This window comes from Methylophaga sp. UBA1464 (assembly GCF_002325665.1).
Classification (GTDB): domain Bacteria; phylum Pseudomonadota; class Gammaproteobacteria; order Nitrosococcales; family Methylophagaceae; genus Methylophaga.
The window spans coordinates 1,466-14,561 of record NZ_DCSO01000058.1 but is presented as its reverse complement, the minus strand read 5'-3'; the positions used below and the strand labels follow the sequence as shown (position 1 = coordinate 14,561).

Sequence of the window (13,096 nt, the reverse complement as noted above, 5' to 3'; positions counted from 1 at the left end):
TTTTATCAAAGCAATGCGGGCAGGACACACCGCGCTGGTATTTTTCACTTAGTTTGTCTTCTTCAGTGATCGGTAGCCGACAGGCATGGCATTGATCGTATTCGCCTTTTTCAAGACTATGATTGACGGTAACGCGTTCATCAAACACAAAACATTCACCTTCCCAAAGTGATTCCTGTTCAGGCACATCTTCCAGATATTTGAGGATGCCACCTTCAAGATGATAGACCTCTTCAAAACCCTGTTCTTTCAAATAGGCAGTGGATTTCTCACAACGAATACCACCCGTGCAGAACATCGCAACTTTTTTATGTTTTTGCGGATCCAGATGCTGTTTTACATATTCCGGAAACTCGCGGAAGCTTTCAGTGTGCGGGTTTACCGCATTTTTAAAGGTACCGACCTGCACTTCATAGTCATTACGTGTATCGACCAGCAGGACGTCCGGATCGCTGATCAACTGATTCCATTCTTTGGGTTTGATATAGGTGCCTACCGACTGTTTCGGATCAATGCCTTCCACACCCATGGTGACGATTTCACGTTTTAATTTTACCCGACTGCGCAAAAATGGTGGCGTATCGGTATACGACTCTTTGTAACTCAGATCTTTAAGTCTGGAATCGGCCCGCAGATAATCCAGTAAGGCATCAATCGCTTTTCGCGAGCCGGCGACAGTGCCATTGATACCCTCCTGTGCCAGCAATAGGGTGCCGCGCACCTCATGATCCAGCATGAATTTGAGTAACGATGGCTTGAGCGCAGGATAATCCTCTAATGTCACAAATTCATAGAGTGCGCAGACCACAGTTTGAGCCATAGTTGGTATTCCGTAACGAGTAAATAGACCCTACATTTTACAGGGAAATTGTCAGGCCGTGTATGCTGACTTGACAGCAAGCCTTAGCAAGCAGTAAATAATTTTACCAATCAACCCATTGAGGTGTGAAATGGATGAATTGCAACAACTCAAACAAGAAAGTGAACAGTGGCGCGCTGATCATCTTCGCTGGTTGGCCGATGCCGATTCATGGACCCATCATACTCAAAGACTAATCGCTGTTCTGCATAAACTGGAACGAAGTTTACCTGAACATACCGCCAAACTGGATCAACATATTGAATTAATCATGCAACATGAAGAAACCATAAACCGTTATGAATGCGGACTTGACCCTCAGTGCATGACTAGCTGTGACAGTTATATTGATCTGGAAAAGCAACGGGCATTTCACGATAAATTGCGTAAGCTGCACCATAAAATGCAACTGCATCATCAACAATTCAGCGAGCAATATAAAAAACAGATGCAGCTCTTTTATGAACAGGCACAAATGTTAATGCAGGAAATTGCCGAGGGTTAGCTGCTGTTGCTCTTTCATTGCCATCACCGTTTTGGTTAATGGCTATACAACCCGGGATCCCATTTCTTTTAAAAGATTTTTGCCGAATTGCGTCAGTGCCATATTTATTAGAAGCAGTGATATTTTGTGAACGAAAAGTAGTTGTTTCAGCATAAGGTGCGCCTCAACCCTTAAGCTATGCATTATGTGTATTAATGCCGCGATTTATAGCGCATTAGCAACCATAAGAAAAACGGCCCGCCAAGTAACGTGGTAATAACGCCAACGGGCAATTCTGCAGGGGCAATGATTAATCTGGCGAGGGTATCGCAAATCACCAGAAAACTGCCGCCAAACAATAAAGTTGCCGGTATCAGATAACGGTGATCTTCACCGATTATCAATCTGCAGATATGTGGCACCATCATACCAACAAAGCCAATAGGACCACATAAGGCCACGATAGCGCCCACGCACAATGAGGTAACAAAAAATAAAGCGTAACGGACATATTTCACCGAAACACCTCGACTGGAGGCGATTTCATCGCCGGCCATCAGCAGATTCAATTCGCGGCTCAGATAAATAATCACTATTGCCGTCAGGCCGACAAAAGGCAATAGTTGTCTCAGTTCCTGATACCCCACCACCGTTAAACTGCCCATTAACCAGCGAATAATTTGAAATGAATCGGCGACATTGCTGAGATATTGAATAAACAGAATCAGGCTGGAAAAGAAAAAACTGATAGCAACGCCGGTTAACAATAAGGTTTCGCCGGAAAAACCGAAGCGAAAACGGCTGATACTGTAGACAAAACTTATCGCGAGTAACGCGCCGGCAAATGCACTGAGGCTGGTAGCCGTTAAACCTAATATCGTAAAACTGATGCCAGCATAGACACTGATTGCTGCGCCCAGCGATGCACCACTGGCGACGCCCAAGGTAAAGGGTGTGGCCAGAGGATTACGAAACATTGCCTGAAACACCATGCCACAAAGCGCCAGACCACTGCCGGCGATAAACCCAAATAACATCCGTGGAATACGCAGTTCATAAATGATCATTTGCTGAATCTCTGCGGAGCCAGCTTCTGAAAAGTCCAGCCAGGGGCTGGCCAGCATGACCAGAGCGGTGAACAGCGTTAATAAAATCAGTTTAAGCCGTATACTCATGATTCATCCGCCAAAGCAATCAGCCGGTTATGCTGCGGATGCTGAACAAATAAGAAGTCCTGTTGATAAAGTAATTTCAGACGGGCTGCATCCAGAAAGTCTTCTGCCTTACCATGCCAGAGGCCTTTTCCACCCAGTAATGCCAAAACATGCCTGGCATGGTGTGCGGCATGATTAATGTCATGTGTCACTTCAATAATGGTCTTGTGATGCTGCTGATTCAGTTTGCTGATCAATTGATGTACAGCCACTTGATGATGCGGATCCAGAAAGGCTGTGGGCTCATCCAGTAACATGATGGGCGTATCCTGTGCCAATGCCGCCGCAATCATGACCCGCTGGCATTCACCACCACTCAGGGTCGACATTTTGCGATGGCGGAATGGCCGGCATTCGGTGATATCAAGGGCATTCTCCACCATGTCATGGTCATGGGTTTGCCATTCTGAAAATACATGGTGATGGCTGTATCTTGCCATTCGGACAAACTCTTCAACAGTGAAGGTCAGATGACTGCCGCCGGTTTGTGGTACATAGCTGACCCGCTGAGCTAACTGTTTATGGCTGAATTGGCTGACTGTCTGACTATCAATTGTGATTGTGCCACTGTGGATTGGCATGATCCCAATCAGGGTTTTTAACAAAGTACTTTTTCCTGAGCCGTTAGGGCCCACAATACAAAGATAATCGCCTTGCGTGATATCAAAGCTGATACTTTCAATCAGCGTTTTATCGCCAATCTTTACCGATATCTTTTGACTGTTAATCATGCGAGTCCCAATCAAGCTGTGGATGAAATATCCGTGCCAGCTGTTCAGCCAGTTGAATGATTCTGGGCCCGGGAATCACCGCATAATCGGCCTGAATAATATGCAATTGATTGTTCCGGACAGCGTCAATTTGGTCCAGGCGCTGCCATTGCTGGCGCAGTTCACTGATATCGGGGGAATACACCCCAGCATCCGGAAAAATATCGACAATGATTTGCGGATTCAGCCTTAACAGACCTTCTGTAGACAAGGCTGGCACTCTTAGCTGTTTGCCTTGATAGACGTTTTTCGCACCGGTAAATGACAATAAGTCATTGTAAAAATCCTGTTGTCCAGCGATATACACTTTATCCAGATAATGAGTGTTTGAACTGTGGGCAATGGCCAGTAGCACGTTGGGTTGCGGATGCCCCGCAACTTTTTGCTGAATGGATTCAAGACGCCGGTCAAAATCATTGAGCAAAATTTCAGCCTTAGCCGATTTATCCAATGCGGCAGCAATATCGCGGATGCTGTTACGAATACCGGCCAGGCTTGAATTGTCAATGCTTAACGTTTGAATACCTAACTGTTGCAGTTGCTTTTTCAGCGCATGCTGACGCTTCAGCAGGATGACCATATCCGTTTGTAAACGAACAATCTGTTCCAGGTTTGGATCAAGATAGCCGCCCACTTTGGGGAGATTTTTTACTTTGGCGGGATATTGGCAGTAGTCGGTTACTGCAATCACCCGGTCTCCCGCATCAATGGCAAACAGGGTTTCGGTAATACTGGGGGCCAGGCTGATGATCCGCTGCGGACTGGATATGGCAGGCACATTACTTACTGGCTGCGGTTTTTCAGGCTGCAACCAGACAAAAACAAATACTGCAATAAACACCAGAATCGGCCAAAAACGAGCCATTTTGGCTTTCCCGTAATCAAATCAGCCTATTATACTGCCTGATGTTGATACAGATTAGGTAAAGCGCATGAATCAGATTATGCAGCAAGCAGAGTGTTTATTTACTTTGCAGGTTATCGATAAACGTCTTGAGCAATTGGCTTCCAGGCTGAATCAGGATTATATTGATAAAAATCCAGTATTACTCTGTGTGATGAATGGTGCTGTGATGACCATGGGACATCTATTGCCGAAGCTGCAATTTAATCTGGAAACCGATTACATACATGCCACCCGCTATGGCGATAAAACAGTCGGGGGTGAGTTGAACTGGCGAGCAAAACCAAACATTGAACTGAGTGGCCGCCATGTATTGCTGGTCGATGATATTTACGACGAAGGCATTACATTAGCCGCCTTACGTAAATTTTGTCAGCAAAGTGGTGCTATATCGGTGAAAGCGGTGGTGTTGGCAGATAAACAACATGCTGATAAATATGGCATCCAACCGGAGTATATCGGCTTACAGATCCCCGATCGCTATGTATTTGGGTTTGGCATGGATTACAAAGGCTATCTGCGCAATGCGCCCGGTATTTATGCGGTTAAGGAGAGTGCATCATGATCGGATTGATTGGTGGCAGCGGATTATCTCAGCTGGATGGGTTGATTCTGCAAGAGCAAATGCAGCGGGCGACCCCTTTTGGCGAACCTTCGGCACCGTTAATGGTGGGTACTTTTGCGGGTAAAGAGGTCGCTTTTCTGCCCCGGCATGGAGAACACCATACGATTCCGCCACATTTGATTAATTATCGGGCGAATATCTGGGCGATGCATCAATTAGGTGTTGAACAGATTCTCGCTGTTGCTTCAGTGGGCGGCATTACAGAAGAATACAAACCGGGTGTAATTGCCTTACCGGATCAACTGATAGATTACAGCTGGGGCAGGGAGTCCAGTTTTGCCAGCGAGGATTTTGCGGCAGATAAACACATAGATTTCACCTATCCATTTGATGAAACACTGCGTCAGCAAATACAGTTGGCTGCCAATAGTGAAGAAATGTCAGTGATCGATGGTGGCAGCTATGCGGTCACACAGGGGCCAAGATTGGAAACTGCTGCCGAGATTGGCCGATTTAAAAAAGATGGCGCCGATATGGTGGGCATGACGGCCATGCCTGAAGCGGTGTTGGCGCGAGAGCTGAATATTGCTTATGCCAGCATAGCGGTGGTGGCAAATCACGCCGCAGGCTTAAGCTCACACCCATTGACCATTGAAGCAATCCTGGAAACCATGGAAGAGTCTATGGTACAGGTACATCGACTGTTAAAAGGTGTTATTCCGCTGTTGTAGCTTCACCTTCAGAGGGCAGAGAGTAGGTTTCTGGCCCAGTCATATTAGATAACACCTGATCCGGTGTCGATACTGGAATTAGCTGTAAAATCGCCCCAAACCGTGGGTGGTCAAAATAATGCACCTGTTTACTGCGAATACGGCGCAGTTCCACTAAACGAGGTTGATGCAAAGTATGGAATGAGTCACTCTCAACTGATCTGACACCATCCTGCAGCCATAAGTCCAGATTTGCATGCAGGTAGGTGGCGATATGGAAACGTACTTGTCCTTTTACCCGATCAGATTCTATCGCTACTGCCTGGGCACGATTACGGTTGCCTACCGCTTGTTGCCAGGATTGATGACTCACCACCCGATAACCTGCTGAATTGCGAAGACGTTGTGCAATATTACCCAGATTTTTATTTCCAGCCGGTTGAATGGCTTTATTCGTCATGCCAACACTTAATGGTGCAGGATCCTGCAGAGTAAATACTGGTGACTGCTCATTGTCGGAGGGATTGAGCACTTCAAATACAATCAGTTCAACGTGATACCACTGCTGAGCCTGTGCGACGACACCAAAACTCATTAAAGCGACAAGTAATATGCTGCGAATAAGGCCCATAAATTTCATAGAAAAGTGATCCCGAATGACGAATATGACTATTGTCTAACGCCAACCTGAAAAAGTCCAAGATCTAGGTGGCTATGAACAATCAATAGCCCCTGATATTCTGCATTGCTGGTATCATCCAGTGAACATCAAAAATCACAATGGAGCAAACTCAATGGAAGGTTTTTCGCTATTTGTCATCGTCGTGCTGGTACTCGCCGTCGTCCTGATTTTAATGGGCGTAAAGTCAGTTGATCAGGGTTGGGAATTTACGGTTGAACGGTTTGGCCGCTATACCCGAACCTTACGTCCCGGTTTGAATCTGATTGTGCCGGTGATTGATAAGGTGGGTGCACGTATCAATATGATGGAACAGGTACTGGATGTACCTTCTCAGGGTATTATCACCAAGGATAATGCGATGGTGCGTGTTGATGGTGTGGTGTTTTATCAGGTCATTCATGCCGCAAAAGCGGCTTATGAAGTCAGTGGACTGGATAATGCGATTCTGAACTTAACCATGACCAATGTGCGGACAGTGATGGGGTCAATGGATCTGGATGAACTGCTCTCCAAACGCGATGAAATCAACACTCGATTATTAACTGTAGTGGATGATGCAACAACGCCGTGGGGAATTAAGGTTACCCGTATTGAAATCAAGGATATTGAGCCACCGGCTGATCTGATTGAAGCTATGGGCCGGCAGATGAAAGCTGAGCGGATTAAGCGCGCCAATATTCTGGAAGCTGAAGGACATCGTCAGTCTGAAATTCTGCGCGCAGAAGGGGAAAAGCAAGCCGCGGTATTAGATGCTGAAGGGCGCCGTGAAGCCGCTTTTCGTGATGCGGAGGCGCGTGAACGTTTGGCGGAGGCGGAGGCCAAAGCGACAGCAATGGTGTCAGAAGCCATTGCCAAAGGTGACTTGCAGGCAGTGAATTATTTTGTCGCCCAAAAATATATTGAAGCACTTAAAGATATGGCCAGTGCAAATAATCATAAGATCATCATGATGCCACTGGAAGCGAGCAGTGTAATAGGGTCATTGGCAGGTATAACCGAGCTTGCCAAGGAAGCCTTCATCAGTAAAGAGAAGTAATATGCCGATTATCGTAGACTTCTGGCATTGGTGGGTATTGGCTGTAGTACTGATTACACTGGAAGTGATTCTGCCCAGTTTTTTTGCTTTATGGATGGGAATTGCGGCGTTTATCACCGGCTTGGTATTACTGCTGTTTCCCGAGATTCCATGGCAGTTTCAATGGCTGATGTTTGCCGTGTTATCAGTGCTCAGCATCGTGCTTTGGCGCAGGTATTACGTAAAACATCCGATTAAAACAGATGAGCCGTTGTTAAATCGCCGTGGTGAACAACATGTCGGTCGTATTATTACCCTGACCCATCCTATTGTGAATGGACAAGGGAAAGTCATTCTCGATGATTCGACCTGGAAGGTACACGGTCCCGATTGCCCGACAGGTACCCGTGTTCAGGTTACCTCCGTGGATAGCGTCATTCTTAACGTTGAAATAATTATCTGAACATTATGGCTTTTTTGATTGATTTGATACGTCATGGTGAACCCCAGGGCGGTAAACGATATCGTGGTCAACTGGATGATCCGTTAAGTGAGTTGGGCTGGCAGCAAATGCGATCTGCCACCATGGATAATCCACCCTGGCAGCAAATTGTCAGTTCGACATTGAGTCGTTGTGCGGATTTTGCCAAAGAGCTTGAAGTTAAGCATGCCATTCCACTACAACTGGATACACAATTTACCGAAATAGGTTTTGGTGACTGGGAAGGCAAAACGGCCAGTGAACTGGAACAACAGGATAAAGCGGCATTTTATGCTTTCTATGAAGATCCCATCCGTAATACACCTGCCAATGCAGAACCATTGCTCGATTTTCAACGGCGCATTCAACAGGCCTGGCAAACCTTGCTGGAACAGCATGCTGACAAACATATTCTGCTGGTTGCCCATTCAGGTGTTATTCGTATGATTCTTACTCAGGTCCTGGCGATGCCTCTGGAAGCCATGTTTCGCATCCAGGTTCCTTATGCCTCGGTTAGCCGTATTGTTATTTACAACGAAGGCCCCAGACTCTATCCCCAATTACAGTTTCATGCAGGAAAACTATGACGGCGTTTTTTAATACCGGTTTAAGCCAGCAGCAGTTTCTGGCTGAGTACTGGCAAAAAAAACCATTCGTCATTCGTCAGGCTTTTCCTCTGCCTGTGAGCGAGCTGACCCCCGATGATTTGGCGAGCTTTGCTGGCGACGAGGATATTGAGTCACGTTTGATTCAGGAGTTTGGGGAAAAGCCCTGGCAGTTAAAACATGGCCCTTTCGATGAAAGCGATTTTGCTGCATTACCCGAAACGCACTGGACTTTGCTGGTTCAGGATATGGATAAGCATTATCCACCGTTACAGAATCTGCTGGCGGCTTTTGACTTTCTGGCAGACTGGCGCCACGATGATGTGATGATCAGTTATGCACCGGAAGGGGGATCCGTTGGACCGCATACCGATAGTTATGATGTTTTTTTGTTACAGGCACAGGGGACGCGACGCTGGCAAATCAGCGGTAAACCGTTAGATAACGCCATATTCAGAGATGATACTGATATGCGTATTTTGCAGCAGTTTTCAGCGGAACAACAATGGGATTTGCAACCGGGTGATATGCTTTATTTACCGCCTCATTATGCGCATCATGGTGTGGCATTAAATCCATGTTTGACGTTTTCGGTAGGTTTTAGAGCCCCATCGCAGTTACAGTTGCTTGATGCTTTCAGTCACACACTGCAGGAGCAGGATATTGCCGAGCGACTCTACGCCGATGCTGATATAAACGTAACGTTTTCAGCAACGGAGATTGATGCTAACGCAATACAGCGGTTTCAGAAATTATTGCTGGACACCATAAATGAAAATACCGGGTTGATGTCATTAGCTGTTGGGCGGCTGGTCACCGAGACAAAATCAACTTTAGAGGTTTTGGCCGACGAATTTATCACCGATAAACCTAAGCTCGATGAGTTGGAGAAACGATTTAATAACGGCGAATATTTACAACGCAATGTGTATATTCGCTTTGCCTGGCATAAAGACTCTGCCAAGGCGTATTTATTTGTAGCCGGGGAAGCCTATTGCGTTGAACTTGCCGCTGCAGAACATCTCTCTTGGTTCACCACTAAAGCCCAGCTTAATCATCAGGACTGGCAGTGTTTACGCAAATATCCTGTATTAGCCGATGTCTGTTGTGAACTGATTGCCGAAGGTGCCTTCTATTGGCCGGAAGAGTTTGTCTAAAACTTATTTTGAATGGCGCTTGAATTCAGTATGGTGACATTTTGGGCACGGTGGAATGCGTCCGGTTTTTTTAAAATGCATTTCTGAACCACAGGAATCGCAAACCAGAGAGCCTATGCCGGTAATTTCGCCGGTGTGATATTGCTGAGCCATCTGCGCCTGATTCGCTAATTGACCAAGTTCAAGCCGGGTCCGGTCGGCAACAGAGGCAAATAATTCATAAAGCCGGTCTTCAACCAGTTGTAAATCAAAATTGAACCAGGTGGAAAATTCTTTCCCTGTGGTTTCCAGATAATTCGCGGCATCCTGCAAATCACGCTCGACATAATAAGCAATTTTATCGGCTTCTTCTGCCGTTATTTCCCGCAGCTCAATGGCTCTTAGCTTCGCCAGCTCAATACGTTGTTTGAGAGTGGGAACTGCATTTTTTTCGGCATCATCAAAAAAATGATGAATGCGTTCCATCATTTTGTCATAGGCCGCTGTGAACTTTTCTTCGAAGTTATTATCTGACATGACTTAACCCTTTATCTGCTGCGGTTTTTAAGTTAACTTAGCACAAATTAATCCAACGGAGGAAACCGTTTTGAGCACTGCACGCAAGCTTTTGTTTGGCGGGTTTTTATTTTGTCTGAGTTTATTGCTGGCATCTGTTTATATGCAGCATGTACTTGAATTAGAACCTTGCCCATTATGTATTCTGCAACGTGTCATGGTGTTAATAACGGGGATATTTTTTCTGGTAGCAGCAATCCATAATCCGGCAAAAAAAGGGATTAAAGTTTATGCAGGGCTAATTAGTTTCTCGGCGATACTGGGGGCGGCAATTTCTGCGCGACATGTCTGGTTACAAAACCTGCCTGCCGATCAGGTACCAAGCTGTGGCCCGGGAATGGGCTTTATTATGGAAAACTTTCCCTTGTCCGACGCATTGTCTTTAGTGTTAAGAGGCTCAGGAGAATGCGCGGAAGTGTCATGGACATTCCTGAACCTCAGTATACCTGCGTGGACGCTGCTGGCCTTTGTGGGAATGTTAGTTTTGGCAATTGCTGCTGCCTGGCGACAGCATTAAAACGTAATTGAACAACAAAACTAGTAAAGAGAATTGATAGCTTAAGCGATTAACGGGCGCGATAGACGATGCGGCCTTTGCTTAAATCGTAGGGAGTCAGCTGAACAGTCACCTTGTCTCCGGTAAGAATGCGGATATAGTTTTTACGCATTTTGCCAGAGATGTGAGCGGTCACAACGTGACCGTTTTCCAGCTCAACCCGGAACATGGTGTTGGGAAGGGTATCAACAATAACGCCTTCCATTTCAATATGATCTTCGCGTGCCATATAGGCAGATCCTCACTTATTTTACATCGTGGATAGTCGAATGAGTGTTTCCGACGGCGTCGACACAAACCAGCACGCCTAAGAAACAGCGCTATATTGTGCCGTAAGCCTGCCGTCAAGGCAAAAAAGCTGGCCAGATTAGCGCATCAACGGTCGCCAATGACGCCCGTCCAGCAGCTCGATAGGCGAAAACGCCTGCTTGTAACGCATCTTGCGGCACTCTTCGATCCAGTAACCGAGATAAAGATGCGGCAACCGTTTCTCTTGGCACAGTTCGATCAGCTTTAAAATCGCCAAGGTGCCAAAGGAGCGCCTCTCCAGGGCTTCGTCCACTTTGAAAAACGTATAAATGGCCGATAGCCCGTGCTCGAGCTGATCGAAGGCTGCCACCGCTACCAACTCGCCTTCCAGGTACATTTCCAGCAGATGCGCATACGGCTCTTCTAGCGTCAAGAACGTTCGATATTGATCGCGGCTAGGCGGAAACATGTCGCCGTCGGCGTGTCGCTGTCGAATATAGTCGGCGTAGAGGGCATAGTGCGCTGCATCGAAACGCGCTGGGATGACGCGCGTCTCGATATCGGCGTTGCGCCGCCAGACTTTTCGCTGGGTGCGATTGGCGCGGAAGTCATTGACCGGAATCCGCACCGATCGACAAGCGTTGCATCCCTCGCAGTGGGGGCGGTATAAGTGGCGTCCGCTGCGTCGAAAGCCCAGTAGCGACAACGAATCGTACACCCCAGGCACGGGCGACTCCTGAGGGTCGAGAAACAGCGTGGTTGCCTCTTTGCCTGGCAGATAGCTGCAGGCATGAGGAACGGTTAGGAAGAAGCGCAAATCCCGCACGGGGCGGCGAGGAGCGTTACTACTCACGGCTTGCCTCCTTGGTCATGAACGGCAGTCACTCTGTTGCTGCGGTGCCTGATGCAATCGCGGCGAGCCACGGCGAGTCGGGGACGCTCGGCACTTGATCCGCAGCGCTGGCCAAGCAAAATGCTTTGTCTGGCAACCACTCTTCAAGATAGTTGATGAACGTACTGCGGGCGACTGTCGTTGCGCCCAGGCTGGCCAGGTGCGGCGTGTGCATTTGGCAGTCGATCAGCTTGCCGCCATGGGTGTGCATGGCGCTTGCCAAATGGGCCAAAGCAATTTTAGAGGCGTCGGGCTGGCGTGAAAACATCGACTCGCCGAAAAATACTGGCCCCATCGCCAAGCCATAGAGCCCGCCCACCAACTGGCCGCCGTGGTGGACTTCGACGCTGTGGGCAATGCCCAACGCATGTAGGCGCTGGTAGGCGTGGCGCATCTCTGGATGGATCCAGGTGCCAGGCGCGTCTTTGCGCGGGGCGGCGCAGCCTTCGATCACTTGCGTGAAGTGTTGATTCAGCGTCACGTGAAAGCCACCATGTCGCAGCCGTTTAGCTAGGCTGCGGCGTCGTTTAAACTGTGCAGGCAACAGGATCATGCGCGGATCTGGGCTCCACCATAAAATGGGGTCATCGTCGCTATACCAAGGAAATATCCCTTTTCGGTAAGCGTCTACCAGCCAGGCTGGTGTAAGCTCTCCACCGGCAGCCAGCAGGCCGTTAGGGTTATCCAACGCCCGCTCGGTGGAAGGAAAAGTGGGGTGTGGCGATGAGAGCCAAGGTAGCATCGCTTGCTCCTGTTGCTAGTGGCGTCCGTCGAAGCGCTGTGACGGCGGAAGGATGCTCGGTATGATGCAAACTCGCAAGTGGATTAAAGACACCGTGTGGTGTAAAGGGAGAATCGCTTGAAAGTAAATAAGGCGGTAGACAAGCGAACGCAGCGGCAGTCGCGTCAGTCACCATCGAGTTCTCAATCATCGACGCGGGTCAATGCCGCGAAGGACAAGGCGCGCCGTTTTGGCCTGCGCCTGCAGGGCTCCGCCCGTGAAGGGGTGGTGGTCGTCATGCTGGCGCTGTGCGTCTTCTTGTTATTAGCGCTGTTTAGTTATCACCCTGCCGACCCTGGCTGGTCGTATCAAGGTCCGGAAACCGAGGTGCGCAATTGGATGGGGCCGGTCGGAGCTTGGCTGGCCGATGTGCTTTATTCGCTGCTCGGAGCGAGCGCGCTCTGGTGGCCGGGCATGTTTGGTTACGCCGCCTGGTGGCTAATGCGCTCACGCCAGGTGCGCTTCGAATTAGACCCCGTGGCGATTGCCGTGCGGGCGGGCGGCCTTGTGCTGCTGATGTTCGGCACGACCATGTTGGGCGCCTTGCACTTTTATCACCCCGATAGCATTTTGCCCTATGCCTCCGGCGGTATCCTGGGAGAGGGGCTCGTGGGTTT

18 protein-coding genes are annotated in these 13,096 nt (G+C 48.3%); 9 read left to right on the top strand and 9 right to left on the bottom strand.

Annotated features, from left to right (window positions below; translation table 11 throughout):
- Positions 1-820, bottom strand: an 820-nt coding sequence (locus B3O33_RS07190) for a rhodanese-related sulfurtransferase (protein ID WP_292363286.1), incomplete at its 3' end; no start/stop codon positions are given.
- 130 nt (positions 821-950) lie between these two features.
- Here B3O33_RS07190 and B3O33_RS07185 point away from each other — a divergent pair.
- Positions 951-1,364 (top strand): hypothetical protein, encoded by a 414-nt coding sequence (locus B3O33_RS07185; RefSeq protein WP_292361606.1) that lies wholly within the window; start codon positions 951-953, stop codon positions 1,362-1,364.
- Between the two features lie 191 nt (positions 1,365-1,555).
- Here B3O33_RS07185 and B3O33_RS07180 read toward each other — a convergent pair whose 3' ends face one another.
- The 3 genes from B3O33_RS07180 to B3O33_RS07170 are packed head-to-tail and all read right to left on the bottom strand — an operon-like array spanning position 1,556 to position 4,192.
- Complete coding sequence (locus B3O33_RS07180) at positions 1,556-2,518, bottom strand: FecCD family ABC transporter permease (RefSeq protein ID WP_292361607.1); 963 nt, start codon at positions 2,516-2,518, stop codon at positions 1,556-1,558.
- Positions 2,515-3,288, bottom strand: coding sequence for an ABC transporter ATP-binding protein (locus B3O33_RS07175; protein WP_292361608.1), 774 nt, complete (start codon positions 3,286-3,288; stop codon positions 2,515-2,517). The genes B3O33_RS07180 and B3O33_RS07175 overlap by 4 nt, the downstream gene beginning before the upstream one ends.
- Entirely contained in the window at positions 3,281-4,192 is a 912-nt protein-coding gene (locus tag B3O33_RS07170) for an ABC transporter substrate-binding protein (RefSeq protein ID WP_292361609.1), read from the bottom strand. Before B3O33_RS07170 ends, B3O33_RS07175 begins: the two co-directional genes overlap by 8 nt.
- A 67-nt stretch (positions 4,193-4,259) precedes the next feature.
- Here B3O33_RS07170 and B3O33_RS07165 point away from each other — a divergent pair, with 67 nt between their 5' ends.
- Together B3O33_RS07165 and B3O33_RS07160 are read left to right on the top strand one after the other, a co-directional pair.
- Positions 4,260-4,796, top strand: coding sequence for a hypoxanthine-guanine phosphoribosyltransferase (locus B3O33_RS07165; protein WP_292361610.1), 537 nt, complete (start codon positions 4,260-4,262; stop codon positions 4,794-4,796).
- Positions 4,793-5,527, top strand: coding sequence for an S-methyl-5'-thioinosine phosphorylase (locus tag B3O33_RS07160; protein WP_292361611.1), 735 nt, complete (start codon positions 4,793-4,795; stop codon positions 5,525-5,527). Before B3O33_RS07165 ends, B3O33_RS07160 begins: the two co-directional genes overlap by 4 nt.
- On the opposite strand, the gene B3O33_RS07155 is transcribed toward B3O33_RS07160, so the two are convergent.
- A complete protein-coding gene (locus B3O33_RS07155) occupies positions 5,511-6,146 on the bottom strand; it encodes a CsiV family protein (RefSeq protein ID WP_292361612.1) in 636 nt (211 codons plus the stop codon). The genes B3O33_RS07160 and B3O33_RS07155 overlap by 17 nt on opposite strands.
- 154 nt (positions 6,147-6,300) lie before the next feature.
- Between B3O33_RS07155 and B3O33_RS07150 the strand changes: the two genes are divergently transcribed.
- From B3O33_RS07150 to B3O33_RS07135, 4 genes are read left to right on the top strand one after another with little or no spacing between them, the layout of a single operon-like run.
- A complete protein-coding gene (locus B3O33_RS07150) occupies positions 6,301-7,224 on the top strand; it encodes an SPFH domain-containing protein (RefSeq protein ID WP_292361613.1) in 924 nt (307 codons plus the stop codon).
- Between the two features lies 1 nt (position 7,225).
- Complete coding sequence (locus B3O33_RS07145) at positions 7,226-7,666, top strand: NfeD family protein (RefSeq protein WP_292361614.1); 441 nt, start codon at positions 7,226-7,228, stop codon at positions 7,664-7,666.
- A 5-nt stretch (positions 7,667-7,671) separates the two neighbouring features.
- Entirely contained in the window at positions 7,672-8,271 is a 600-nt protein-coding gene (locus B3O33_RS07140; protein WP_292361615.1) for a histidine phosphatase family protein, read from the top strand.
- On the top strand, positions 8,268-9,446 hold the full coding sequence (locus B3O33_RS07135; protein WP_292361616.1) for a cupin domain-containing protein: 1,179 nt from the start codon (positions 8,268-8,270) through the stop codon (positions 9,444-9,446). The genes B3O33_RS07140 and B3O33_RS07135 overlap by 4 nt, the downstream gene beginning before the upstream one ends.
- A gap of 3 nt (positions 9,447-9,449) precedes the next feature.
- Here the strand turns inward: B3O33_RS07135 and B3O33_RS07130 are convergent, their stop codons facing one another.
- Complete coding sequence (locus tag B3O33_RS07130) at positions 9,450-9,962, bottom strand: zinc ribbon-containing protein (RefSeq protein WP_292361617.1); 513 nt, start codon at positions 9,960-9,962, stop codon at positions 9,450-9,452.
- Positions 9,963-10,032: 70 nt separating this feature from the next.
- Between B3O33_RS07130 and B3O33_RS07125 the strand changes: the two genes are divergently transcribed.
- Positions 10,033-10,518 (top strand): disulfide bond formation protein B, encoded by a 486-nt coding sequence (locus tag B3O33_RS07125; protein ID WP_292361618.1) that lies wholly within the window; start codon positions 10,033-10,035, stop codon positions 10,516-10,518.
- Between the two features lie 49 nt (positions 10,519-10,567).
- On the opposite strand, the gene infA is transcribed toward B3O33_RS07125, so the two are convergent.
- The 3 genes from infA to aat form a co-directional block, all read right to left on the bottom strand.
- Positions 10,568-10,786: a translation initiation factor IF-1 gene (infA, locus tag B3O33_RS07120; protein ID WP_292363285.1), complete on the bottom strand. Its 219-nt coding sequence runs from the start codon at positions 10,784-10,786 to the stop codon at positions 10,568-10,570.
- Between the two features lie 138 nt (positions 10,787-10,924).
- Entirely contained in the window at positions 10,925-11,659 is a 735-nt protein-coding gene (locus B3O33_RS07115; protein WP_159341576.1) for an arginyltransferase, read from the bottom strand.
- 28 nt (positions 11,660-11,687) lie between these two features.
- Positions 11,688-12,440, bottom strand: a complete 753-nt coding sequence (aat, locus tag B3O33_RS07110) for a leucyl/phenylalanyl-tRNA--protein transferase (protein ID WP_159341577.1) — start codon at positions 12,438-12,440, stop codon at positions 11,688-11,690.
- A 117-nt stretch (positions 12,441-12,557) separates the two neighbouring features.
- On the opposite strand from aat, the gene B3O33_RS07105 reads away from it, so the two are divergent.
- Positions 12,558-13,096: DNA translocase FtsK 4TM domain-containing protein (locus B3O33_RS07105; protein WP_292363284.1), on the top strand; the 539-nt coding region annotated here is incomplete at its 3' end.

Coding starts and splice junctions, on each gene's coding strand:
- B3O33_RS07135 (WP_292361616.1), top strand. CDS start 8,268: ATGACGGCGTTTTTTAATACCGGTTTAAGCCAGCAGCAGTTTCTGGCT.
- B3O33_RS07180 (WP_292361607.1), bottom strand. CDS start 2,518: ATGAGTATACGGCTTAAACTGATTTTATTAACGCTGTTCACCGCTCTG.
- B3O33_RS07175 (WP_292361608.1), bottom strand. CDS start 3,288: ATGATTAACAGTCAAAAGATATCGGTAAAGATTGGCGATAAAACGCTG.
- B3O33_RS07130 (WP_292361617.1), bottom strand. CDS start 9,962: ATGTCAGATAATAACTTCGAAGAAAAGTTCACAGCGGCCTATGACAAA.
- aat (WP_159341577.1), bottom strand. CDS start 12,440: ATGCTACCTTGGCTCTCATCGCCACACCCCACTTTTCCTTCCACCGAG.
- B3O33_RS07160 (WP_292361611.1), top strand. CDS start 4,793: ATGATCGGATTGATTGGTGGCAGCGGATTATCTCAGCTGGATGGGTTG.
- B3O33_RS07150 (WP_292361613.1), top strand. CDS start 6,301: ATGGAAGGTTTTTCGCTATTTGTCATCGTCGTGCTGGTACTCGCCGTC.
- B3O33_RS07185 (WP_292361606.1), top strand. CDS start 951: ATGGATGAATTGCAACAACTCAAACAAGAAAGTGAACAGTGGCGCGCT.
- B3O33_RS07155 (WP_292361612.1), bottom strand. CDS start 6,146: ATGAAATTTATGGGCCTTATTCGCAGCATATTACTTGTCGCTTTAATG.
- B3O33_RS07165 (WP_292361610.1), top strand. CDS start 4,260: ATGAATCAGATTATGCAGCAAGCAGAGTGTTTATTTACTTTGCAGGTT.
- B3O33_RS07170 (WP_292361609.1), bottom strand. CDS start 4,192: ATGGCTCGTTTTTGGCCGATTCTGGTGTTTATTGCAGTATTTGTTTTT.
- B3O33_RS07145 (WP_292361614.1), top strand. CDS start 7,226: ATGCCGATTATCGTAGACTTCTGGCATTGGTGGGTATTGGCTGTAGTA.
- infA (WP_292363285.1), bottom strand. CDS start 10,786: ATGGCACGCGAAGATCATATTGAAATGGAAGGCGTTATTGTTGATACC.
- B3O33_RS07140 (WP_292361615.1), top strand. CDS start 7,672: ATGGCTTTTTTGATTGATTTGATACGTCATGGTGAACCCCAGGGCGGT.